Source organism: Amycolatopsis sp. NPDC000009, assembly GCF_055563465.1.
Genome location: NZ_JBVHDI010000007.1, coordinates 331700 through 352780, shown reverse-complemented (window position 1 = coordinate 352780; position 21081 = coordinate 331700). Strand labels below are relative to the sequence as shown.

Sequence of the window (21081 nt, the reverse complement as noted above, 5' to 3'; positions counted from 1 at the left end):
CTACCGCCTGGGACTCTCGGGTGTCGCGAAAGCCACTTTCGCGACGTCTGATGTCCCGAAAGTGGCTTTCGCGACACCCTCGGCGGCACCAAAAGAGAGCAAGGGACCTTTGCTACCACTCTCCCCCGGAGGGCGGTAGCAAAGGTCCCTTGCTTCTCTCACGGCCCGGACCACCTTGCCGGTTCACCTAGAATTCATCTTGTGACAGCCGAGACCCTGCCGCGCAAGAACGTCCCTTCGACCACTCCGGCCGCGCTCGGGCTCGGCGACCGTCCCGCGCAAGCGGGACCGGGCGATCCGGCGGCCACCCATGTCCGCGTCAAACTCGACGTCGAGATCCGCGCGCTCCTCGCGCACGAGCCGGGCACCAAATCCGGCGCCGATCCCGAAGATCTGCACCAGATGCGCGTCGCGCTGCGCCGCATGCGGAGTGTCCTCAAGCTCTCGGGCCGCCTCGTCGGCCCGGACGCCGTGCCGGTGCGCGCCGAACTCGGCTGGCTCGGCCAGTCCCTCGGCGACGTCCGCGACTACGACGTCCTGATCGGGCATCTCCGCGAGGTCGTCGCCGAGTTCGAGGTGCGCGACCAGCCTGCCGCGCGCCGTCTGGTGTCGAAGTTCGTCACCGAGCGCGGCGTCGCGAAGCGTCGGCTCACCCGCGCGCTCGCCAGCCCCCGGTACGCCTCGATGCTCCAGGACATCGGCCGCCTCGCCCGGCAGCCCGCCACCGAAGAAGCCGATGAGAGTCCCCAGACTTCGGCCGACCTCGTCGCCGGGCTCGCGAAGCCGCATCGAAAACTCGCGAAGGCCGTGAAGGCCCTACCCGCCGATCCCCCGGACGACGACCTTCACGCGCTTCGCATCTACGGCAAGAAACTCCGCTACGCCGCCGAGATGGCCAAGCCCGCCGCGAAGAAGAAGCAGGCGGAGCGGATTCAGCGGTTGATCAAGGCCACGAAGAACTTCCAGACCGTCCTCGGAGACCATCAGGACGCTTGCGTCGCCGCCGATCGCATGCGAGGAGCCTTGAACACGACCGACATCGAACTCGCCTTCATCGCGGGCCGGATCGCGGAGAAGGAACTGCTGCGCCGCGCCGAGGTCCGTGCCGTGTGGCGCGACGTCTGGGCCGAAGTCGACCAGGCCGCTCAAGCGGTGAGCGCGCGGAGGTAGCCGTCTGGGCGGATCAGCACCTGCCGCCCACTCCCGGCTTCATATGCGGCGAAGGCATGCCCGCCGACGTCCTCGAAATCCGCGTCGGACAGCGCGCTGCCAGCGGGCAGGATCCGCCGCGCGCCTTCGGGCGCCGGACCGTCGCCGAACACCAGCACCGTCGCCTGCGGGCCGCGGAGCAACTCGAACAGCCGGACGGACCTGCCGTTCGCGTCCTTCAGCGGCGCGTCCGGCGCCCGGTCGCCGGGCCGGATCCGGCCGGTCGCCGCGGGCGCGAGCGGGCCGCCTCGGTAGCCGATGTCGAGCTGACGCGTGTTTTCCCCGCGCTCGTGGGCGTCTTCCGCGCCTTCCTTGTACTTCTCGAGGATTTCGGTGCTGATCTTCAACACCCGCGCGGCGACCCCGCGCCGCTCGGGCTCGTAGCTGTCGAGCAGCTCCGGTGAACCGTCGGCGAGCTTCCAGCCCAGGTTGTACGCGTCCTGGACGCCGGTGTTGAGTCCCTGCCCTCCGGTCGGCGGATGGACGTGCGCGGCGTCGCCCGCGAGGAACACCCTGCCCTCCCGGAACCGCACGGCGAGCCGGATATTGGGCCGCCACACCGTCGCCCAGGCGAGGTCGTGCAGCCGGATCCCACCGCCGGACAGCTCGTCGAGCCGGGACTGCAAGATGCCGAGCGACGCCTCGACCTCCTCTTCGCCCAGCGGCGCGGCGAACTGGAAGTGCGGTACCCCGGGCAGCGGCGTGAGGCCGATCCCCGACATCGGGTCTTCGGGCTTCGCGAACCAATGCCCGTACGCGCGATCGAGCCCCTCGGCCTGGACATCCCCGAGCAGCATGCGGATCGATTCGTCGGTGGTGCCCTCGAACGCGATCCCCAGCGCCTTGCGCACGAAACTCTTCCCACCGTCGGCGCCGACGAGGTAGTCGACCCGCACCCGCTCGCCCGGCAGCTCGGCCGTCACACCGCCGGCGTCCTGCTCGAAGCCGAGCAACGGGGTGCCGAGTTCGACCTGGACGCCGAATTCGGCGAGCCGGTCGCGCAGGATGCCCTCGGTCCGGGACTGGCCGAGGAAGAACCCGTTCGGATACGGCACGTCCGGGGTCGGCTCGGCGAGCTCGGCCATCATCCGCTCCCCGACCACCTCGCCGCCCAGGTGGATCCGCATCGGCACCGGTGGCTGCCCGGCGGCCAGTACCGCGTCCAGCACGCCGAGATCTTCGAACACCTCCAGCGTGCGCGGTTGCAGCCCGTCGCCGCGTGAGCCCTCGAAGAACGTCTCGGCCTTCTCCACGATCCGCACGCCGACGCCGCGGCGCGCGAGGTCGATGGCCAGCGTGAGCCCGGTCGGCCCGGCTCCCGCGATCAGCACCTCGGTCATCTCTCCTCCAGTGAATTGAGATTCAGTGAATCCAAATTCACTATGCTCGTTGCTAGCCTTCCGTGTCAAGGAGGTGCCGATGACGGCGATGAGCCGCAAGGAGAAGGCGGCGGAGACCGAGGCCGCGCTCAAAGAGGCGGCGAAGCGCGTTTTCGCGGCGAAGGGGTACCTGAACACCAAGATCACCGACATCACGGCGGAGGCCGGGCGCGCGGCGGGTTCGTTCTACAACCACTTCGCGAGCAAGGAAGAACTGCTCGAAGCGCTCCTCGAGGATCTCGCGGCGGAGAGCGACGTCAACGCGGCCTCACCGGAGCACATGCCCGACTTCAGCGACCCGCAAGCCGTGCACTGGCACGTCTGCGAGTACTGGAACTTCCACCGCGACAACGCCGCGACGATGCTCGCGCTGCGCCAGGCCGCGATGGTCAGCGACGAGTTCGCACGCACGTACGCGCGTTTCGGCGCCGCTCAGGCGGCGGACCTTCTCGACCACCTCGGGTACATCACCGCGGCGGGTATGGAACTCCCGGCGTCGGAGCGGGTCACGCTCGCGATGATGGCCGAACTCGTCAACGGATTCGCGCACACGTGGCTGCTGGACCCGTCGTCGGTCTCCGAGGAGGAAGCCATCGAGGCGCTGACGCGGTTCATCTACCGGGGCTTCACGGGCCGCGACGTGCCCTAGTCAGGAAGCGAGCCGCTCCACGGCCGCGTCGATCCGCTCGTCCGTCGCCGTCAGGGCGATCCGGACGTGGTTCCCCCCGGTCGGCCCGTAGAACGTGCCCGGCGCGGCGAGGATGCCGCGTCCGGCGAGCCAGTCGACCGTGTCGAGCGCGGATTCCCCGCGCGTGGACCAGAGGTACAGCCCGGCCTCGGAGTGCGAGATTTCGAAACCGCTGTCCAGCAACGCCTTCCGCAGCACCAGCCGACGGCGCGCGTAGCGTTCCCGTTGCGCGGCAAGTGCTTCGTCGTCCTTCAGCGCGGCGACCATGGCCTCCTGCACCGGCCGGGGCACGATCAGCCCGGAGTGTTTGCGGATCTCCAGCAGCCCGGCGACGAGCTTCGGGTCACCGGTGACGAATCCGGCGCGGTAGCTGGCGAGGTTCGCGGATTTCGACAGCGAGTGGACGGCCAGCAGACCGTCGAGGGAACCGCCGTGCACGTCCGGGTGCAGGATCGACACGGGCTCGCTTTCCCAGCCCAGCGCCAGATAACACTCGTCGGAGACCACGACGACATCGCGTTCGCGCGCCCATTCGACGACCTTGCACAGGTGGTCGACACCGAGCACGCGCCCGGTCGGGTTGGACGGCGAGTTGATCCACAGCATCGACGGCCGCTGCGGGCCGACCGCGAAAGTGCTGTCCGCGCGCAGCAGGGAGGCACCCGCCAGCAGCACACCGACCTCGTAGGTCGGGTACGCCACCTCGGGGATCACGACGAGATCGCCGGGACCGAACCCCAGCTGCCGCGGCAGCGAAGCGACCAGTTCCTTCGAACCGATCGTCGGCAGCACGGCCGCCTCGGGAACACCCTCGATGCCGTGCCGCCGCGAAAGCGCGTCGATCGCGGCGGCCCGGAGCTCGGGGATCCCGTGCGTGGTCGGGTACCCCGGGATCTCCGACACGGACGCGAGCGCCGCGCGGATGCTCTCGGGGACCTGGTCCACCGGCGTGCCGATCGACAGGTCGACGAGGCCGCCGGGATGCGCCTGGGCCTTCGCCTTCGCCTCGGCGAGGGAGTCCCAGGGGAAATCGGGAAGAGCGACCCGGCTCATTCGCCCTGCGGGGGAAGAGCCTTGATGAAGGCGGGGTCGTGACTGGTCTTGCCGACCTTGGAGGCACCACCGGGCGAGCCGAGCTCGTCGAAGAAGTCGACGTTGGCCTTGGTGTAGTCGTTCCACTCGTCGGGGACGTCGTCCTCGTAGTAGATCGCCTCGACGGGGCAGACCGGCTCGCAGGCACCACAGTCGACACATTCGTCCGGGTGGATGTACAGCATGCGGTCACCCTCGTAGATGCAGTCCACGGGGCACTCGTCGATACACGCCTTGTCGAGCACGTCGACGCAGGGCTCGGCGATCACGTAGGTCACTGCGTACTCCTGCTTTATCTCTGCTTCACCAGTCTGCAACGGACATTACGCGCCCACGGGCTCGACCGGCCCGCTTAGGCCACCCTTATCCGTACCCCGGGTATGGGCGTTCAGCGGTCTTTCCGGCGCGGCGGCGGAGTGGCCCTGCTGTCCCCGGTGATGACGAACTTCGGCGCGGCGGGCTTCGCCGCTGCTGTGCCTTTCTCGTCCTGCTCGACGGCCTTTTCCGCGCCCAATGCCCGGTTGAAGCCGTCCGAGATCTCGCGGACGAGGTCTTCGTTGTGCCTGTCGTCCTTGCGCGCGATGCTCATCGGGGTCCCTCCACTGCCTTCCTTGGCACAATCTAACCGTGAACAGTGCGGAAATGCTCGAGCTCACCTGTAGCCAGGCTTGGACTCCCCTGCTGGAGAGCCGGATCGGCGACTGGAGGCTCCGCTGGGCGGACGGGTTCACCGCCCGGGCCAACAGTGCCCTGGCGATCGGTGACCCGGGAAAACCGCTGCCAGACGCCCTGCGGGCGGTCTGTGACTTCGCCCACGATCATGCCATCCCGCCGGTGATTCAGGTGATCCAGAACACGTCCCTGGAGGACGCCATCGCCGCCTGCGGCTGGGTCCAGTATGTGGAACACCGGCCCGCGCACGAGGTCCGCGTGCTGACCGGGCCACTCTCGCACGGGACCTCGGCGGGAGCGGTGATTCTCGACGAACCGACGTCCGGATGGTGGGAACTGACGGCAGGCGGCGCGGATCCGGCGGAGGCGCCACGGCATGTCCTCGGCACCGGCAAGGTCGGTTTCGGGGTCGTGGAACTGGACGGCGTCACGGCCGGCGCGGTACGCGGAGCGGTCGTCGGCGAGTGGCTGCACATCGCCCGGTTGGCGGTACGGCCGGAGTTCCGGCGGCGAGGGCTGGCACGCGGGCTGATGGACGCCGTGGGCGGCTGGGGCGCCGCTCAGGGCGCGACCGGGATGGTGCTGCAGGTCGCGGTGGCGAACTCCGGTGCGCTGAAGCTGTACGAAAGCCTGGGCTGTACGGAGCACCACAGGTACCGCTACTGGGCCCCGGCTCCGGGGGCGTGCGAGGATCGCCCGTCGTGAAGGTCGTCATTTTGGTCGGCGGAGTGGGCGGGGCCCGCTTCCTGCTGGGGGTCAAACAAGCACTGGGTCTGCCCGCGAAGGGTTCCGCGCCGGAATCACCGCACGAGGTGACCGCGCTGGTGAACACCGGGGACGACGTGTGGATGCACGGTCTGCGCATCTGCCCGGACCTGGACACCTGCATGTACACCCTGGGCGGGGGGATCGACGAAGAGCGCGGCTGGGGCCACTCCGGGGAGACCTGGACGGTCAAGGAGGAGCTCGCCGCCTATGGCGCCGAGCCGACCTGGTTCGGCCTGGGTGACAAGGACATCGCGACGCATCTGATCCGTTCGCGGATGCTGCGGGCGGGCTATCCGCTTTCGCAGGTCACCGAGGCGCTGTGCGATCGCTGGCAGCCGGGCGTGCGCCTGTTGCCGATGACGGACGACCGCGTCGAAACGCATGTCGTGATCGACGATCCGGAAGACCCGGACCAGCGCAAGGCGATCCACTTCCAGGAGTGGTGGGTGCGCTACCGCGCCGAGCCGAAGGCGCATTCGATCATCGCCGTCGGCGCCGACGAGGCCAAACCGGCGCCGGGCGTGCTCGACGCGATCGCGGCCGCCGACATCGTGCTGTTCGCGCCGTCCAATCCGGTGGTCTCGGTGGGCACGACGCTCGGCGTGCCGGGAATCCGCGACGCGCTGCGGAAGACGCGCGCGAAGGTCGTCGGTGTCTCGCCGATCATCGGCGGGAAGCCGTTGCGCGGGATGGCCGACGCGTGCTTGAGCGCGATCGGCGTGGAGACCTCGGCCGAGGCCGTCGGGCGGCATTACGGTTCCCGCAAGGAATCCGGCGGCGTCCTCGACGGCTGGCTGGTCTCCGAGGGCGAGACCGTCGACGTGCCGGGGGTCGCCGTCCGCGACGTACCGCTGCTGATGTCCGATGTGGACGCGACTGAGGCCATGGTTCGCGCGGCCTTCGATCTGGTGGGGGTTTCCGTTGACTGACCACGCTTCCGCGAAGATCGAGATCCTGCCGGTCGAAGGCCTGCCGGAGTTCCGGCCCGGCGACGACCTGACCGGCGCGATCGTCGAGGCGGCCCCGTGGCTGCGCTCGGGTGACGTCCTGGTCGTCACCAGCAAGATCGTCTCCAAGGTCGAGGGCATGCTGATCCGCGTCCCCGCCGATCCGGAGGAACGCGACGCCGCCCGGCGCAAGCTCGTCGAGGAGGAGTCCGTCCGGGTGATCGCGCGGATCAACCGGACGGTGATCACCGAGAACAAGCTCGGCATCGTGCAGGCCGCGTCCGGCGTGGACGCGTCGAACGTGGCCTCCGGCGAGGTCGCCCTGCTGCCGTCCGATCCGGACGCTTCCGCGCTCGCGCTGCGGAACGGGCTGCGTGAACGGCTCGGCGTCGAGGTCGCCGTCTTGGTCACCGACACCATGGGCCGCGCGTGGCGAGTCGGGCAGACCGACGCCGCGATCGGCGCGTCCGGACTGCGGGTGCTGCACTCGTACGCGGGCGAAATCGACAGCCAGGGCAACGAACTCGCGGTCACCGAGGTGGCGATCGCCGACGAACTCGCCGCCGCGGCGGATTTGGTCAAGGGCAAGCTCGGCGGGACACCGGTCGCCGTCGTGCGCGGTTTGCAGCCGGCCGACGACGGTTCCACCGCCCGGAAACTGCTGCGGCCGGTCGAGGAGGATCTGTTCCGCCTCGGCACCAACGAATCCATCGCCCAAGGCCGCCGGGAAGCCGTGCTCGCGCGGCGTTCGATCCGGTCGTTCACCGGCGAACCGGTCGATCCCGAGGTGCTGCGCCGTGCGGTCGGGACGGCGCTGACGGCGCCCGCGCCGCACCACACGAAGCCGGTCCGGTTCGTGTGGCTGCGTGAGGAAGGCTTGCGCCGCAAGCTTCTCGACGCGATGAAGGCGTCGTGGCAGGCCGACCTCGAAGGCGACGACTTCACCGCCGAGCAGGTCGCGAAACGGCTCAGCCGCGGCGACATCCTGTACAACGCGCCCGAAGTCGTGGTGCCGTTCCTCGTCGCCGAGGGCGCGCACACCTACCGCGACGACCGCCGGAACGCTTGCGAGCACACGATGTTCACCGTCGCCGGCGGCGCGGCCGTGCAGGGCCTGCTGGTCGCGCTCGCCGCCGAAGACCTCGGCTCGTGCTGGATCGGGTCGACCATCTTCGCGGCGGACATCGTGCGCGACGTCCTCGGCCTGGACGAACGCTGGGAACCGCTCGGCGCCGTCGCGATCGGACATCCCGCCGCGCTCCCGCCCGCGCGCGGTTCCGTCGAACCCGGTGAAGGACTTCTCGAACTGTGACCCTGCACGACGACGTTGTGTCCACTTTGTCCGGTTGGCGACCGGTGGGCGCGACCCAGGAATCCTTACGCCAGGCCTATCTCGGCTTCCTCGCCGCCCGCGACGACGTCTGCCGCCGCGAATGCGCGGCCGGGCACATCACCGCGTCGGCCGTCCTTCTCGACGCCGACGCGGAAAACGTGCTGCTCACCCTGCATCCGCGAGTCGGTCGCTGGTTGCAGCTCGGCGGGCATTGCGAACCCGGCGACGCGACGCTCGCGGACGCCGCTCTTCGCGAGGCACGCGAGGAATCCGGCATCGAGGACCTCGTGATCGACCCGGCGCCGGTGCATCTCGACGTCCACCCGATCACGTGCTCGCTCGGCGTGCCCACCCGGCATTTCGACGTGCGTTTCGTGGTGCGCGCACCCCGCGGAGCGCAACCGGTCCAAAGCGACGAATCGGACGATCTTCGTTGGTGGCCGGTGGATTCCCTGCCGGAAGGGTCCGAAGATCTCGCGGAACTGATGGAAGCCGCCGTGCCCGCGGCGTCCGGCCGTTAGGGTGTCGGCTGACGTCCTAAAGGGGGAATCATGCTGACGGCGCTGACGCCATATCTCGACCGGGTCCGGGTCCACAGCAGCGGTGACGGTGACGGCTTCGGCTGGTTCCTGCTGGCCCTGGCGATCATCGTCATCATCATCGTGATCGTGGTGGTCATCGTGAAGGTCAATCAGGCGAAGAAGCCGCCGATGACCTTCCCCCAGAACCCGAACTTCGGCGGTGGCCAGGCGCCCGGCTTCCCGCCGCCGCCGCCCGCCGGTGGCCCCGCCCCGCAGGGCAACTGGCAGCAGCAGCCAGGTTTCCCGCCGCCTCAGCCCGGTTATGGCCAGGCGCCCGGCTTCCCGCCGCCTCCGGCGGGTTTCGCCCCCGCTCCGGCTGGTTTCGCGCCTCCGCAGGCCGCACCTCCGGCCGGTTTCGCGCCGCCGCCCGGCGCCCCGGCGCCCAACCCGTTCGCCGCGGCTCAGCCCGGTTTCCCGCCGCCGGGGCCGCCGATCGACGGCAGCGCGGACCGCACGCAGGTGGTGTCCCCGCAGCAGCAGGCGGACGCCGGCGCCGACCGCACCCAGGTGGTCTCCCCCGCCGCGGACCGCACCCAGGTCGTCTCGCCCGACGGCGGCGACCGGACACAGGTGGTGTCCGGCGGTGGCGGCGACGCCACCCAGGTCGTCCCCGGTGGCGACCGCACCCAGGTCGTCCCGCCCCGCCAGTAGTCCGGCTGTCCGTGCGGGCCTCCTTCCCTACCCTCAAGGTAGGCAAGGAGGCCTTCACGGCATTTCCAGCAGGGAGAAACCGCATGGTCAGGGTCGACCCGAACTCCTCGGTCCCGCCCTTCGAGCAGGTCCGCACCGCCTACGCGGAGCGGATCAACGACGGCACCCTGCCCGTCGGAGCGAAACTCCCGACCGTGCGGAAACTCGCCGAAGACCTCGGCATCGCCCCGAACACGGTCGCCAAGGCCTACCGCGAACTCGAAGAGGCGGGTCTGATCGAGACCCGCGGCAGGGCCGGGACGTTCGTGAGCGCCGTCGGTGACGAGACCCGCGAACGGGCGAGGCAGGCGGCCGCCGACTACGCCGCGCTGACCAGGAAGCTGGGTCTCGGCCGCGACGAAGCCAAGGCGATCGTCGACGCCGCGCTGAGCTGACCGCCGAGCCGCTTGTCCTGGCCGCGGCCGCCAGGCTGATGCGTGGCCGTCCGGTTAGGCTCTCGGTATGGTCTTCCTCTTGGTACTGGTGGTCGGCGCCCTGATCGTGGCCGGAGTCGGCGTCGGGATCTACTTCCTCGTGAAGTCGAACAGCAAGCCGCAGCCGCCCGCTCTTCCGCACCACCAGTACCCGCAGCAGCAGCCGCAGTACCCGAGCCAGCAGCAGACCTACCCGCCGCAGGGCTGGGGCAACTGACTCCCGCATTCAGAGGACTAAACGCGGCGGTCGCGCGATCACATCGCGCGGTAGTCGCGGAGTTCGATCTTCGGCCCGAACCTCGGGCGGCGGAATCCGGCCGTCGAGAGGTAGCGCACCGCGCGCTGCCGCTGCGGTGAATACGGCGCCAGCACCTCGGACATCCCGGCGTCGTCGAGTTTCGTGCCGACCAGCGCGTGCCCGACCATCGACGGGATGTTGTAGTCGCCGAAGCTCACCGCGTCCGGGTCTCCCCAGGCGCGCTGCGCGATCTCCGCCGCGGTCCACACGCCGATGCCGGGCACCTTCCGCAGCCAGGCCCGGCCTTCGACACCCTTCAGTTCCACGGCCTTCTCCAGCCGCGACGCGACGCGGGCCGCGGCGATCAGCGTCGTCCGCCGTTTCAGGTCCACCCCGGCGCGATGCCATTTCCAGTCCACAATGGATCGGATGGCCACGGGCGTCGGCGGCACCCGCAGCCGCGCCGGGCCCGGCCCTGGCGCCTGCTCCCCGAACCAGCGGCACAGCTCGCCCCACGACCGCAGCGCCTCCGTGCTGGTCACCTTCTGTTCCAGCACGGCGAGCACCAGCGCGTCCCACACCCGGCCGGTCGAGCCGAGGCGCAACCCCGGGTTGCGGCGCCGCGCCGACGCGATGACGTCGTGGTGCGCGACGAATTCGGAGTCGTCGTCGTGCGCGCCCAGCATCGCCGGAACGCCCTCGAGCAGCCTGTCCGCGCCGGGTCCCCAAGCCTCCGCCTCGATCTCACCGTCCGCGCGCCGCAGCAGCGCGAGCGTGCCCGCGCCGTCCGCGGTGTTGGCGGCCACCCAGGTGACCCCGCTCTCGGCGCGGACGACGTTGGGCGACCGCGATCCACGGCTCAGCGGGCCCAGAACCGTGTCCAGGTCCAGCTCGAAGGCAGGACGGAATCGCACACACCGAACCTACCCGGCACTCGGCTAGGGTGAGCGGGCCACCTGAACCCGTAAGCCTATGGAGGACACCGACGATGACCGAGCGACCGGCGAAGGCCTCGATCGTCAGCGGGTACTTCAACCCGCTCCACCAGGGCCACCTCGACCTGTTCGAGGCCGCGCAGGCGCGGTCCGGCTACCTGATCGTCATCGTCAACAACGATCACCAGCAGGTCCTCAAGAAGGGCAGGGTGATCCAGACCGAGGACGTCCGGGCCCGGATCGTCCGCGCGCTGCGCATCGTCGACGACGTGTACATCGCCGTCGAGCAGGGGCCGGGCATCAACGAGTCGTTCGACCAGATCCGCGCGGCGTACCCCGACACGGAGCTCGAGTTCTGCAACGGCGGCGACCGGCGCAACGTCGACGAGCTCCCGGCGGACGAGGTCGAGGCGGGGGCCCGCAACGACATCTCGATGATCTACGGCATCGGCGGCACGGACAAGGCCGACTCCAGCACCCGGATCCTTTCGGACATGGAAGCCTGAGGCCTGGCGGCCCGCCAACTTTTGTCGGAAGACGTTTGCGGGTCTGCTGACGGCAGCCGCACCTAGGGCCTACCCTAGACAACACACAGTCGGCCCTGATCCCAGAGGGCCCCAGGTCAGTCGGGAGGCCTAGGGGAATGGACCCCCGTGCTCGGGCGGACGCCTTGCTCGCACGCGCAAGCGCGCGTGGAGCCTTCGTCGTGACACCGGACAACGCGACGTCTCCGATGGACTCCGCGAACACCCAGCAGATCCCCCGATCGGTGGTCGCCGAGATCGACCGTTCTTCGGACCCGGATACGACCACTCAGCTACCGGCTTCGCTGATCGCCGAGAACGATCACCCGCTCGCCGGGCCCGAGCCGACGACCCGGCTGGACCTGCCGCCGGCGCGGGAAGAAGGCTCGACGCAGCCGCAGCCGTATCCCCGCCGTCCCGGCGCTCCGCAGCAGACCAGGCCTCTGCCGCAGGCCACGACCCCGCTCACCCGGCGGCCGCCGGCCGCGCCGGTGCAGAGTCCCCTGGTCGAGCAGCCGGAGCCGGAGACCGTCGAGAACGAGGTCGGCGGCCTGGTGCCGACGGTGAAACAGAACCCTTCGGCACGGTCGAACCTCTCGCGCCGCCTGGACGGCATCTAGCTTCTTCACGTGCTTCTCAGGAAGCGCGGACAACCCGGTCGATCTCCTTGATCGCCGCTCCCCCGCCGTACGTGGCGTTGGACAGCATCGCGACGTCCAGCCCCTCGGCGGGGTAGTGCCGCATCAGCGAGCAGACGCCGACGTTCCCACCGTCCTTGTAGTAGTGCCGCACCGATCCGTCCGATGCCAGGACGAATTCGAGGCCGAAGCCGTACCAGACGCCGCTGCTGTGAAGCACCTGCGGCGTCAGGAACTCCTTCGTGCGCGCAGGGCTCAGGAGCCGTTCCTCCCGGATCGCCCGCAGCAGCCGGACGAGGTCGCCGACGGTGCAGTACAGGCCACCATCGGGTGAACCGATCGGCGGGTAGCTGAAGATGTTCTGCTTCCAGCCCGTGACCCGCTCACCGTCGAGGACGGGATCCCAGCCCTCGGCGACCCGCGGCGCCGGATCACGTCGGTCGAAGAAACCCGAATCGGTCATCCTCGCGCGGTCGAGCACGGCCTCGCGGACGTGTTCGCGATAAGGCCTTCCGGTGATCTCCTCGATCACCAGCCCGGCGAGGACGTATCCCGAATTGCAGTACCGGCAGCCCTCGCTCGGCGCGAAATTCGGTGCCCGGTAAGCGAAATTGGGCAGATGATCCCGCGTTTCGACCACCGAGTACACCGGCTTGTCGACCCACAACGCCTCGTAACTCTCGCCGGCTTCCTCGTCGGCGTCGTCGGCGATCCCGGACGTATGCGTGAGCAGGTGCCGCGTCGTCGCCCCGGTCGCGATCGCCGTGCCGGCGAGGTCGACGAACTCGCCGATCGGGCGGTCGAGCTCCAGCCGTCCCTCGTCGGCCAGCCGCAGTGAGGCGATCGCGGTGACGACCTTGGTGATCGACGCGGTGTCGTACCGGACGTCCGATGCGTTCGGCACCGACCAGCGGCGGCTGGCCAGGCCGTATCCGTGTTCGAACAGCGTTTCGTCGCCGCGCCGGATCAGCACGACCCCGGAGAAGCGGTCCTCTCCGGCGCGTTCCGTCAGCCAGGTGTCGAGTGCGGCGAAGTCCATGCACCGACGGTAACGACGGCAAGGAGCCGAGTCGCGCGAATTCCGGTGGCCGGAACGGCTACTTCCGGCGCGTTTCGAGTTTGAGGCGCAGCGCGAGCCCGGCCTTCACCGCGAGCATGACCGGCTTCCACAGGAGACCGCGGTGACGGTCCGCGAGGTAGCGGTACGCGCTGTCGTGGTGCGCGCGCAGCATCTTCGCCGAAGCCTTCGAAGTCGAGTGCCCGCCGATGTGCATGACGCTGGACGAAGGCGCGTACACGTTCAGCCAGCCCGCGCGGGTCAGCCGATCACCGAGATCGACGTCCTCGAAGTACATGAAGTAGCGCGTGTCGAACCCGTCGACCGAGTCGAAGGCCTCGCGGCGGAACAGCTGGCAGGACCCGGAAAGCCAGCCCGCCGTGCGCTCGACCGGGGTGCCGGTCTCCTGCCGGTACTGCCGCGTCCACGGGTTGCCCGGCCAGATCTTGCCGAACGCCGCGTGCCCGATCCCCCGGCCGAAGGACGGCAGGAGCCGGGCCGACGGGTAGACGGTGCCGTCGAGATCGTGGATGAGCGGACCGAACGCGCCACCGCGCGGCCAGCGCCCGGCCACCTCGAGCAACGCGTCGAGCGAACCGGGTTCCCATTCGACGTCCGGGTTCACCACGGCGACCCAGCCGTAGCTGTCGTCGAGTTCCGCGACGCCTCGGTTGGCGGCCGTGCCGTAACCGACGTTCTCGCCGATCCTGAGCAGCTTGACGTTGTCCCGGCGGGCGGCCTTGTCCAGCGCGTCGTCGCCCGTGGAGTCGTTGTCGGCGACGACGACCTGGACGTCCCGGTCCGTCGCCTTCTCGAGCGTGTCGAGGAACTTCTCCAGGGTTTCGCCGGGGAAGTACGTCACGGTCACGACGGCGATCCCGTCGCCGTAGCTGGGGTGCTCAGTCACGCGGCCATTGTCCACCCGTCACCGAACGCGACTCCGGCCCCACCCACCTCGTGAGTGTTTAGGACGGTTAGAACCGTCCTAAACACTCACGAGGCCGGAAGCGATGGTCAGCCGGCCCGCCGCTGCGCATGCCGGTGCCAGGCCTTCGCGTAAGCCTCCCGATGCCGCTCCGCGGTCGTCGCCCACGAGAACTCCTTCGCCCGCCGAAGCGCGGCTTCGGCCAGCTCCGCCCGTCGAGCCGGGTCGTCGAGCAGCTCCGAGATGGCCGCCGCGACGTCTCCGGCGCCGACCCCGCAGTAAGCGACCGCGTCCCCGCCGACCTCCGGGAGCGAAAGCCGCCGGGTCGTCAGCACGGCCGCGCCGCACGCCATCGCCTCCAGCACCGGCAGCCCGAATCCCTCACCGAGGCTCGGGTACGCGACCAGTTCGGAGCCGCCGAGGAAGCCGGCGAGCGTGTCGAACGGCAGGTATCCGGCCCGGATCACGCGCAGCCGGTGCGGTACGGCGTCCAGTGCGCGTTCGACCTGCGAATCCCAGCCCGGTTGCCCGGCCAGCACCAGCGCCGGCGGGTTCGGCCTGCCGGTCACGGCGTGCGCGAAACCGCGGATGAGCGCGGGCACGTTCTTGCGCGGTTCCAGTGCGCCGAGGAAGGCGACGTACGGGGTCTTCCCGAGTCCGACGGCCTGGCGCGCGGCCTCCATTTCGGCGGGCGAGGGCGGATGGAACCGGTCCGGTTCGACGCCGTGATGGATGATCTCCAGTTCCGCGTTGCGCACTTGGCCGACGCGCTCCAGCTCGGCCGCCGTCGCGACGCTCGGCACGATGCACAACGTCGCGCGGCGAAGCGCTGTCGCGGTCCAGGCGCGGAAGAAGCGCGCTTTCACCGAAGAGTGCAGCACCGCGTCGGTGAAGAAGGTCGCGTCGTGCAGCGTCACCACCGAAGCGGCCGGGCTGGCCAGCGGCATCGTGTAGTGCGGTGAGTGGACGACGTCGGCGGCGAGCCGCCGGACCAGCCGGGGAAGGGTCGCCTGCTCCCAGGTCAGCCTGGCCGTCCTGGTCGACGTCGACGGCGAGGTGGGCACGATCCGCGCGCCCGGCGCCAGCCGGTCGTACAACACCGCGTCCCGCGGCTGACAGACGACGGTGATCCGCGCGCCATCCTCGTCCAGCGCCGCGACCAGCGAATCCACGTAACGTCCGACGCCACCCCGGTCCGCGGGGACGGCGGTCGCGTCGATCAGCACGCGAGGGTCATCGGTCACCCTAGGAGGGTACGGCCGCGCCCTGGCTCTGCGGTGAGGAACCGACAGATTCACGCCACCCGAGGAAAACTCCGGCTGAATCCTGTCAAGCAACCCGCTGGCGCAGGTGGAGACCCCATACGGCGGAAGCGGCACGCTGCCAGGTGAACTCACTCGAACGGCTGAGACCGCTGTCACGCAGCGTTGCCGCACGCTCTGGATGGTCGAGTACGTCGCGAAGGGCATCCGCAAGCGCTTGCGGATCGCCGACAGGGACCGTCACGCCCGCTCCACCGGCCACCTCGACCAGGGCCGGGACGTCGGAGTGCACCACCGGCACCCCGGCCGCCATCGCCTCGATCAGCGGCAGCCCGAATCCCTCCGCCCGGCTCGGCATCGCCAGCACCGACGCGCCTCTCAACGTGGACGCCAGTTCCGCGTCGCTCACCTTCCCCAGCACCCGGACGTCGGCGCCGTGCGCACGCGCCAGCGCCACCGGGTCGATGCCGCCCCAGCCCGGCTGGCCCGCCAGCACCAGCGGCACCCCGATCCGGCCGGCGGCGTCGATCAGCACGTCGATGCCCTTGCGGGGCTCGATGGTCCCGATCGCGAGCACGTACCGCTCCGGCAGCGCGACCTCGGCGAACCCGGCGTGCGGCCGGACACCGTGCGGGATCACGCGCAGCGGCACCGAGACCGGCACCAGCGCGGTGAGCTCGTCCGCAATCGCTTGCGTCGGCACGGTCAGCGCGGTCGCCCGCGACGCGGCCCGCGCGATCACCGCCTTGTGCCACGAGACGCCGCGCGGGGTCAGCGTCTCGGGATGCGTCCAGGGCACGGTGTCGTGCACCGCGACCGACAGCGTCCGCCCCTTCGGCACGCGGGCGGGCGCGAGCGGTGTCGGGGCGTGGACCGCGTCGCCGCCCGGCCACCACGGCAGGCCCAGCTGCCAGGCGGCGATCAGCGCCCGGGGCGGGATCGGCAGCACGCGCGGACCGTTCACGCCTTCGACGATCGCCGCGTCGATGTCGGCGTGCCGCGCGACCACGCTCGACACCGTCCAGCCCGGCGGCGCCGTCTCGGCGAGGGCGCGCAACAGCTCGCCGGTGTAGCGGCCGGTCCCGCCGGGGACGGGCGCCAGCAGCTGCTCGGCGAGCACGACCAGTTCGGGCATGGTCTCTATTCTCTCTGGCATGACCAGCACCACCGTCGTCGTGGTCACCTGGCGCGGCGCCGCGCACGTCACCGCCTGCCTCGACGCGCTCGCCGCGCAGACCCGCCCGCATCGGACGCTGGTCGTCGACAACGCCTCCGACGACGGGACGGCCGCCCTGCTCGCCGCCCATCCGTCGAAGCCCGAGGTGCTCCGGCTGCGGCACAACACCGGTTACGCGGGCGCCATGGCCGCCGCGCTGGACAAGGTGGAAACCCCGCTGATGGCCTGGCTGAACGACGACGCCGCCCCCGCCCCGGATTGGCTCGCGACCTGCGAAGACACCCTCGCCAAGGCTCCGCTCGCCGCCGCCGTGAGCGCCCGGCTGACGCTGGCCGACGGGACCGTCCAGTCCACCGGCGTCCGCCTGACCGCCGACGGCCACGGCGCCGACCTGCCCGAGCCCGCCGACGAGGTCTTCGGTTTCTGCGGGGGTGCGGCTGTGCTGAACGTCGAGGCGCTCCGTTCCGTCGGTGGCGTCCCGGCCTCCTACTTCTGTTACTACGAGGACACCGACACCGCATGGCGGCTGCGGCTGGCGGGCTGGGACGTCGTCGGCGCCGAAGCCGAGGTCACCCACCGGCATGGCGCGAGCACCCGGCCGGGTTCGGTCCCGTTCCACCTGTGGAACGAACGCAACCGCCTGCTGACCCTTCTGCGGTGTGCTCCGCGCGCGGTGGCGATCCGTCAGCTGGTGAAGTTCACGATCTTGACCGCGATACTCCCCCTTCGCGGGAAACCTGACGCCCCGAACTTCCGTCTGAGCCTCCGGTGCCGGGTCCTCGGCGCCGTCGCCGCCCGGCTGCCGCGCACGCTGCTCGAGCGGCGGGCCATCGGGCGACGGGCGACACTGGGCCGAGGCGCGGTCTGGGACGCGTGGGCGGGCAATTAAGCTTGCCCCAATCGAGAGCAGGGAGTACGGCTTTGGCGCAGGGGGAAACGCAACCGGTCGTCTCGGTGATCGTGGTGAACTACCGGGGAGCGGCCGACACCGTCACCTGCCTGCGCGCGCTCGCCGAACACGATTACCCGAACCTCGAGGTCATCTGCGTCGACAACGCATCCGGCGGCACCGATGTGGCCGAGATCAAAGCCGCCGCCCCGGGCGTCAAGCTCGTCGAGTCCCCGGTGAACTCCGGCTTCGCGGGCGGCTGCAACCTCGGCGCGCGGCACGCGACAGGCACCGTCCTCGCCTTCCTCAACAACGACGCCCGCCCGGCACCCGGCTGGGTCGGCACGGCCGTGGCCGAACTGCGCGCGCAGCCGACCGTCGCCGCGGTGGCCAGCAAGGTCCTCGACTGGGACGGCACCGGTACCGACTTCGTCGACGCGGGCCTCACCTGGTTCGGCATGGGCTACAAGCGCCACGCCGGCAGCCCGCTGGCGGACGTCCCCGCCGCCGAGCACGAGATCGCCAAGGACGTCCTGTTCGCGACCGGTTCGGCGATGTTCGTCCGCGCCGGGGTGTTCGCCGAACTCGGCGGCTTCGACGAGCGGTTCTTCATGTTCTACGAGGACGTCGACCTCGGCTGGCGGCTGAACCTGCGCGGCTGGCGCGTGCGCTACGTGCCGGAGTCGCTGACCTATCACCGGCACCACGCCACGATGTCCACAGTGGACGCGCCGGAGTCCGGGCGTGAGACGTTCCTGTTGGAGCGCAACGCCTTGGCGGCGCTGTACAAGAACCTCTCCGACGAGACGCTGACGCGCGCGCTGCCCGCCGCGCTGGCGCTGGCCGTCCGCCGGGCGACCGCGCGCGGCGATCTCGACGCCACCCAGCTCGATCTCTCCCACGGCGTCGGCCCCGCCGAGACCGGCCCGGTCGAGGTGCCGAGGACGACCTTGGCCGGCGTGCTGGCGATCGACCAGTTCGTCGAGCTGCTGCCCTCGCTCACCGAGTCCCGCGCCGCCGAACAGGCCGCCCGCGTCCGCACCGACGCCGATCTGCTTCCCTTGCTGCGCAAGGCCTTGGAGCCCGCGTATCCGCTGCCGCGCTATCTTGCCGCGCACGACGTCCTGGTCGAGACGTTCGGTATCGACGCGCTCTTCGGGCAGCGTCGCAAGGTACTGGTGATCACCGGCGACGCGATCACCGAACGGATGGCGGGCCCGGCGATCCGCGCCTGGAACATGGCCGCGACGCTGGCCACCGAACACGACGTCCACCTGGTGACGATCAACCCGCTCGCCGATCCGCCGCCCGCCGCGTTCCGGGTCAGCGCGGCCACCCGGCGCGATCTGGAGACGCCGATCGCCTGGGCCGACATCATCGTCCTGCAGGGCCACGTGCTGGAACTCGCGCCCTCGCTGAAGAAGCAGTACGCGCACAAGATCGTGGTCGCGGATCTATACGACCCGATGCACCTCGAACTGCTCGAACAGGGCAAGGGCGTTCCCGACGACAAGCGGGCGCTGGACCTCGTCGGGGTCACCAAGGTCCTCGACGCGCAGCTGGAACGCGGTGACTTCTTCCTCTGCGCCTCGGACCGTCAGCGCCACTTCTGGCTGGGCCACCTCGCCGCGATGGGCAGACTGTCGCCGCGGCTGTACGACGCCGACCCGACCACGCAATCGCTGCTGTCGATCGTCCCGTTCGGCCTGCCGCCGCAGGCACCGGTGCGCACCGGCCCCGGCCTCCGGTCCACTTTGGACGGTATCGGCGAGACCGACCACGTCGTGCTGTGGGCGGGCGGCGTCTACAGCTGGTTCGATCCGCTGACCCTGGTCCGGGCGATCGAGCTGCTGCGGCAGCGCCGCGGCGACGTCCGGCTGGTGTTCCTCGGGATGAAGCATCCCAACCCCGAGGTCACCGAGATGGACATCGGCGCGCGGACGATGCTGCTGTCCGACACGCTCGGGCTCACCGGCAAGCACGTGTTCTTCAACCAGCAGTGGGTGCCCTACGAAGAGCGCCAGAACTGGCTGCTGGACGCGAATTGCGGCGTCACCACCCATTACGAGCACGTCGAGACGACTTTCGCGTTCCGGACGCGGGTGCTGGACTACCTGTGGGCCGGACTGCCGATCGTCACCACCGACGGCGACTCGTTCGCCGACCTGGTCCGCGAGGAACGGCTCGGTGTCGTCGTCCCGGCCGAGGACGTGGACGCGCTCGCCGACGCGCTCGAAAAGGCGTTGTACGACGAGGAGTTCGCCGCGGGCTGCGTCGAGCGGATGGCCGCGGTCGCCCGGCGTTACGCCTGGCCGGAGGCGCTGAAGCCGCTGGTGGAGTTCTGCCGGAACCCGCGGCCCGCCGCCGACCGGCTGCCCGGCTCCAGCGACCTCGTGGTCTCCGAACCGGTGCGGGGCAAGGAAATGCTGCGCCGCGACGTCGACCTGATCCGCGAGTACCTCTCCGTCGGCGGCCCGAAGGAGCTCGCGCGGCGCGTCGGCGGCCGCGTGGTCAAGGTCGCCAAGCAGAGGCTCGGCCGTGGCTGACCGCCCCTTGCGCGTCCTGCTCGACGGGACCCCGCTGCTCGGTGCCAGGACGGGTATCGGCCGGTACACCGTCGCCCTGTCCGAAGAGCTCGCCTCGATGTCCGAAGTGGACACTCGCGCGGTCGCGTTCACGTTGCGCGGCTGGCGAAGGCTGCGGCACGTGCTCCCGCACGGCGTCCGGGCGCGCGGTATGCCGGTGGCGGCGCGACTGCTGCGCAAGGCCTGGCTGCGTTCGCAGCTGCCGCCGGTGGAGCTGTTCGCCGGGCCGACGGATGTCGTGCACGGCACCAACTTCGTGCTGCCCGGCCGGTTCCGTGCCGCTGGCGTGGTGACGATCCACGATCTGGCCTTTTTGGACGCTCCCGAAGAGCTGGCGCCGAGCGATCACGAGCTGCCGCGCCTGGTGCGGCGCGGCGCCCGGCTCGCGGACGCGATCTGCACGCCCACCAACGCCGTCGCCGACCAGGTCGCCGAACGGCTCGACGTGGACCGCGGCAAGATCATCGTGACCCCGCTCGGCGTGAACCCGGCCTGGTTCACCGCGCGCCCACCGGACCCGGAACGCCGCAAGGAACTCGGGCTCCCGGACAAGTACCTGCTCTTCGCCGGCGCCCCCGGGCCCCGGAAGGGCCTGCACTGGCTCCAGCAGGCACACGAGGCCGCGCCGGATCTGCCGGATCTGGTGTTCGTCGGTCCCGGTTCGTTCGCGGTGGGCTCCCGTTCGCGGCACGTCGGCTACCTGTCGGACGTCAACCTCAGGCGCGTCGTCGCCGGGGCCAGCGCGCTGGTGCTGCCGTCGCGCGACGAAGGCTTCGGGCTCCCGGTTCTGGAGGCGCTGGCGTCGGACGTCCCCGTGGTGTGCACGGACATCCCGGCGTTGCGCGAGGTCGCGGGGAACTGCGCGAGCCTGGTGCCCTACGAGGACGTCGACGGGCTCGTGGAGGCGCTGCGGATCGCCGTCAGCGACCCGCACGCCGTCGCCACTTCGGCCGCGCGCCGCGCGCACGTCGCGAACTTCACCTGGCGCGCGTGCGCCGAACTCACCGTCGCCGCGTACCGCCAGGCGAGCACTAAGCACTGACCTCCCGCATTTCGTC

The 21081-nt window shown here is 70.4% G+C and carries 23 protein-coding genes; 14 read left to right on the top strand and 9 right to left on the bottom strand.

The genetic code is table 11. The annotated features are described in order from the left end of the window. Positions 1 to 201: 201 nt before the first annotated feature. The gene (locus tag ACZ3HL_RS21995) at positions 202 to 1170 is read left to right on the top strand and encodes a CHAD domain-containing protein (protein WP_465533158.1); all 969 of its coding nucleotides are present in this window, start codon (positions 202 to 204) and stop codon (positions 1168 to 1170) included. Here the strand turns inward: ACZ3HL_RS21995 and ACZ3HL_RS21990 are convergent. Continuing rightward, positions 1146 to 2549 carry an FAD-dependent monooxygenase gene (locus ACZ3HL_RS21990; protein WP_465533156.1) on the bottom strand — a complete coding sequence of 468 codons (1404 nt, stop codon included), beginning with the start codon at positions 2547 to 2549 and terminating at the stop codon, positions 1146 to 1148. The genes ACZ3HL_RS21995 and ACZ3HL_RS21990 overlap by 25 nt on opposite strands. Before the next feature lie 79 nt (positions 2550 to 2628). Between ACZ3HL_RS21990 and ACZ3HL_RS21985 the strand changes: the two genes are divergently transcribed. Then, positions 2629 to 3237: a TetR/AcrR family transcriptional regulator gene (locus tag ACZ3HL_RS21985; protein ID WP_465417052.1), complete on the top strand. Its 609-nt coding sequence runs from the start codon at positions 2629 to 2631 to the stop codon at positions 3235 to 3237. Here ACZ3HL_RS21985 and dapC read toward each other — a convergent pair whose 3' ends face one another. The 3 genes from dapC to ACZ3HL_RS21970 all read right to left on the bottom strand — a co-directional run bounded on the left by dapC (position 3238) and on the right by ACZ3HL_RS21970 (position 4957). Continuing rightward, positions 3238 to 4329 (bottom strand): succinyldiaminopimelate transaminase, encoded by a 1092-nt coding sequence (dapC, locus tag ACZ3HL_RS21980; protein ID WP_465533154.1) that lies wholly within the window; start codon positions 4327 to 4329, stop codon positions 3238 to 3240. It lies immediately after the preceding gene. Continuing rightward, positions 4326 to 4646, bottom strand: a complete 321-nt coding sequence (fdxA, locus tag ACZ3HL_RS21975; protein WP_016331413.1) for a ferredoxin — start codon at positions 4644 to 4646, stop codon at positions 4326 to 4328. Before fdxA ends, dapC begins: the two co-directional genes overlap by 4 nt. A 110-nt stretch (positions 4647 to 4756) precedes the next feature. Then, positions 4757 to 4957 (bottom strand): hypothetical protein, encoded by a 201-nt coding sequence (locus ACZ3HL_RS21970; RefSeq protein WP_465417056.1) that lies wholly within the window; start codon positions 4955 to 4957, stop codon positions 4757 to 4759. A 53-nt stretch (positions 4958 to 5010) separates the two neighbouring features. Here ACZ3HL_RS21970 and ACZ3HL_RS21965 point away from each other — a divergent pair, with 53 nt between their 5' ends. The 7 genes from ACZ3HL_RS21965 (at position 5011) to ACZ3HL_RS21935 (ending at position 10010) form a co-directional block, all read left to right on the top strand. Beyond that, the gene (locus tag ACZ3HL_RS21965) at positions 5011 to 5745 is read left to right on the top strand and encodes a GNAT family N-acetyltransferase (protein ID WP_465533188.1); all 735 of its coding nucleotides are present in this window, start codon (positions 5011 to 5013) and stop codon (positions 5743 to 5745) included. Next, a complete protein-coding gene (gene cofD, locus ACZ3HL_RS21960; RefSeq protein ID WP_465533152.1) occupies positions 5742 to 6737 on the top strand; it encodes a 2-phospho-L-lactate transferase in 996 nt (331 codons plus the stop codon). Before ACZ3HL_RS21965 ends, cofD begins: the two co-directional genes overlap by 4 nt. Then, positions 6730 to 8067 (top strand): coenzyme F420-0:L-glutamate ligase, encoded by a 1338-nt coding sequence (locus ACZ3HL_RS21955; protein WP_465417060.1) that lies wholly within the window; start codon positions 6730 to 6732, stop codon positions 8065 to 8067. Before cofD ends, ACZ3HL_RS21955 begins: the two co-directional genes overlap by 8 nt. Beyond that, the gene (locus ACZ3HL_RS21950) at positions 8064 to 8609 is read left to right on the top strand and encodes an NUDIX hydrolase (RefSeq protein ID WP_465533150.1); all 546 of its coding nucleotides are present in this window, start codon (positions 8064 to 8066) and stop codon (positions 8607 to 8609) included. Before ACZ3HL_RS21955 ends, ACZ3HL_RS21950 begins: the two co-directional genes overlap by 4 nt. Positions 8610 to 8639: 30 nt before the next feature. Beyond that, positions 8640 to 9320 carry a hypothetical protein gene (locus ACZ3HL_RS21945; protein WP_465533146.1) on the top strand — a complete coding sequence of 227 codons (681 nt, stop codon included), beginning with the start codon at positions 8640 to 8642 and terminating at the stop codon, positions 9318 to 9320. A gap of 83 nt (positions 9321 to 9403) precedes the next feature. Continuing rightward, complete coding sequence (locus ACZ3HL_RS21940; RefSeq protein WP_465533144.1) at positions 9404 to 9754, top strand: GntR family transcriptional regulator; 351 nt, start codon at positions 9404 to 9406, stop codon at positions 9752 to 9754. Between the two features lie 67 nt (positions 9755 to 9821). Beyond that, positions 9822 to 10010 (top strand): hypothetical protein, encoded by a 189-nt coding sequence (locus ACZ3HL_RS21935; protein ID WP_465417066.1) that lies wholly within the window; start codon positions 9822 to 9824, stop codon positions 10008 to 10010. Between the two features lie 38 nt (positions 10011 to 10048). On the opposite strand, the gene ACZ3HL_RS21930 is transcribed toward ACZ3HL_RS21935, so the two are convergent. After that, the gene (locus tag ACZ3HL_RS21930; protein WP_465417068.1) at positions 10049 to 10945 is read right to left on the bottom strand and encodes a DNA-3-methyladenine glycosylase family protein; all 897 of its coding nucleotides are present in this window, start codon (positions 10943 to 10945) and stop codon (positions 10049 to 10051) included. 74 nt (positions 10946 to 11019) lie between these two features. Here ACZ3HL_RS21930 and ACZ3HL_RS21925 point away from each other — a divergent pair, with 74 nt between their 5' ends. Then, entirely contained in the window at positions 11020 to 11472 is a 453-nt protein-coding gene (locus ACZ3HL_RS21925; protein WP_465417070.1) for an adenylyltransferase/cytidyltransferase family protein, read from the top strand. A 200-nt stretch (positions 11473 to 11672) separates the two neighbouring features. Then, positions 11673 to 12110, top strand: coding sequence for a hypothetical protein (locus ACZ3HL_RS21920; protein ID WP_465533142.1), 438 nt, complete (start codon positions 11673 to 11675; stop codon positions 12108 to 12110). A gap of 16 nt (positions 12111 to 12126) precedes the next feature. Here the strand turns inward: ACZ3HL_RS21920 and ACZ3HL_RS21915 are convergent, their stop codons facing one another. From ACZ3HL_RS21915 to ACZ3HL_RS21900, 4 genes are all read right to left on the bottom strand, one after another. Beyond that, positions 12127 to 13167 carry a serine hydrolase domain-containing protein gene (locus ACZ3HL_RS21915; RefSeq protein WP_465533140.1) on the bottom strand — a complete coding sequence of 347 codons (1041 nt, stop codon included), beginning with the start codon at positions 13165 to 13167 and terminating at the stop codon, positions 12127 to 12129. A gap of 58 nt (positions 13168 to 13225) precedes the next feature. Continuing rightward, positions 13226 to 14092 (bottom strand): glycosyltransferase family 2 protein, encoded by an 867-nt coding sequence (locus ACZ3HL_RS21910; protein ID WP_465533138.1) that lies wholly within the window; start codon positions 14090 to 14092, stop codon positions 13226 to 13228. A gap of 107 nt (positions 14093 to 14199) precedes the next feature. Next, entirely contained in the window at positions 14200 to 15336 is a 1137-nt protein-coding gene (locus ACZ3HL_RS21905; RefSeq protein ID WP_465533186.1) for a glycosyltransferase family 4 protein, read from the bottom strand. 103 nt (positions 15337 to 15439) lie between these two features. Next, complete coding sequence (locus tag ACZ3HL_RS21900; RefSeq protein ID WP_465533184.1) at positions 15440 to 16507, bottom strand: glycosyltransferase family 4 protein; 1068 nt, start codon at positions 16505 to 16507, stop codon at positions 15440 to 15442. 19 nt (positions 16508 to 16526) lie between these two features. On the opposite strand from ACZ3HL_RS21900, the gene ACZ3HL_RS21895 reads away from it, so the two are divergent. The 3 genes from ACZ3HL_RS21895 to ACZ3HL_RS21885 are packed head-to-tail and all read left to right on the top strand — an operon-like array spanning position 16527 to position 21065. Beyond that, positions 16527 to 17438 (top strand): glycosyltransferase family 2 protein, encoded by a 912-nt coding sequence (locus ACZ3HL_RS21895; protein ID WP_465533136.1) that lies wholly within the window; start codon positions 16527 to 16529, stop codon positions 17436 to 17438. Positions 17439 to 17470: 32 nt separating this feature from the next. Continuing rightward, the gene (locus ACZ3HL_RS21890) at positions 17471 to 19984 is read left to right on the top strand and encodes a glycosyltransferase (protein ID WP_465533134.1); all 2514 of its coding nucleotides are present in this window, start codon (positions 17471 to 17473) and stop codon (positions 19982 to 19984) included. Next, positions 19977 to 21065: a glycosyltransferase family 4 protein gene (locus ACZ3HL_RS21885; RefSeq protein ID WP_192746632.1), complete on the top strand. Its 1089-nt coding sequence runs from the start codon at positions 19977 to 19979 to the stop codon at positions 21063 to 21065. The genes ACZ3HL_RS21890 and ACZ3HL_RS21885 overlap by 8 nt, the downstream gene beginning before the upstream one ends. Positions 21066 to 21081 lie beyond the last annotated feature (16 nt).

Bases quoted from the DNA above. Each gene is read 5' to 3' on its own strand.
- ACZ3HL_RS21985 (WP_465417052.1), top strand. From the start codon at position 2,629: ATGACGGCGATGAGCCGCAAGGAGAAGGCGGCGGAGACCGAGGCCGCG.
- ACZ3HL_RS21895 (WP_465533136.1), top strand. From the start codon at position 16,527: ATGACCAGCACCACCGTCGTCGTGGTCACCTGGCGCGGCGCCGCGCAC.
- ACZ3HL_RS21965 (WP_465533188.1), top strand. From the start codon at position 5,011: ATGCTCGAGCTCACCTGTAGCCAGGCTTGGACTCCCCTGCTGGAGAGC.
- ACZ3HL_RS21915 (WP_465533140.1), bottom strand. From the start codon at position 13,167: ATGGACTTCGCCGCACTCGACACCTGGCTGACGGAACGCGCCGGAGAG.
- dapC (WP_465533154.1), bottom strand. From the start codon at position 4,329: ATGAGCCGGGTCGCTCTTCCCGATTTCCCCTGGGACTCCCTCGCCGAG.
- ACZ3HL_RS21990 (WP_465533156.1), bottom strand. From the start codon at position 2,549: ATGACCGAGGTGCTGATCGCGGGAGCCGGGCCGACCGGGCTCACGCTG.
- ACZ3HL_RS21940 (WP_465533144.1), top strand. From the start codon at position 9,404: ATGGTCAGGGTCGACCCGAACTCCTCGGTCCCGCCCTTCGAGCAGGTC.
- ACZ3HL_RS21900 (WP_465533184.1), bottom strand. From the start codon at position 16,507: ATGCCCGAACTGGTCGTGCTCGCCGAGCAGCTGCTGGCGCCCGTCCCC.
- ACZ3HL_RS21935 (WP_465417066.1), top strand. From the start codon at position 9,822: ATGGTCTTCCTCTTGGTACTGGTGGTCGGCGCCCTGATCGTGGCCGGA.
- ACZ3HL_RS21945 (WP_465533146.1), top strand. From the start codon at position 8,640: ATGCTGACGGCGCTGACGCCATATCTCGACCGGGTCCGGGTCCACAGC.
- ACZ3HL_RS21970 (WP_465417056.1), bottom strand. From the start codon at position 4,957: ATGAGCATCGCGCGCAAGGACGACAGGCACAACGAAGACCTCGTCCGC.
- ACZ3HL_RS21925 (WP_465417070.1), top strand. From the start codon at position 11,020: ATGACCGAGCGACCGGCGAAGGCCTCGATCGTCAGCGGGTACTTCAAC.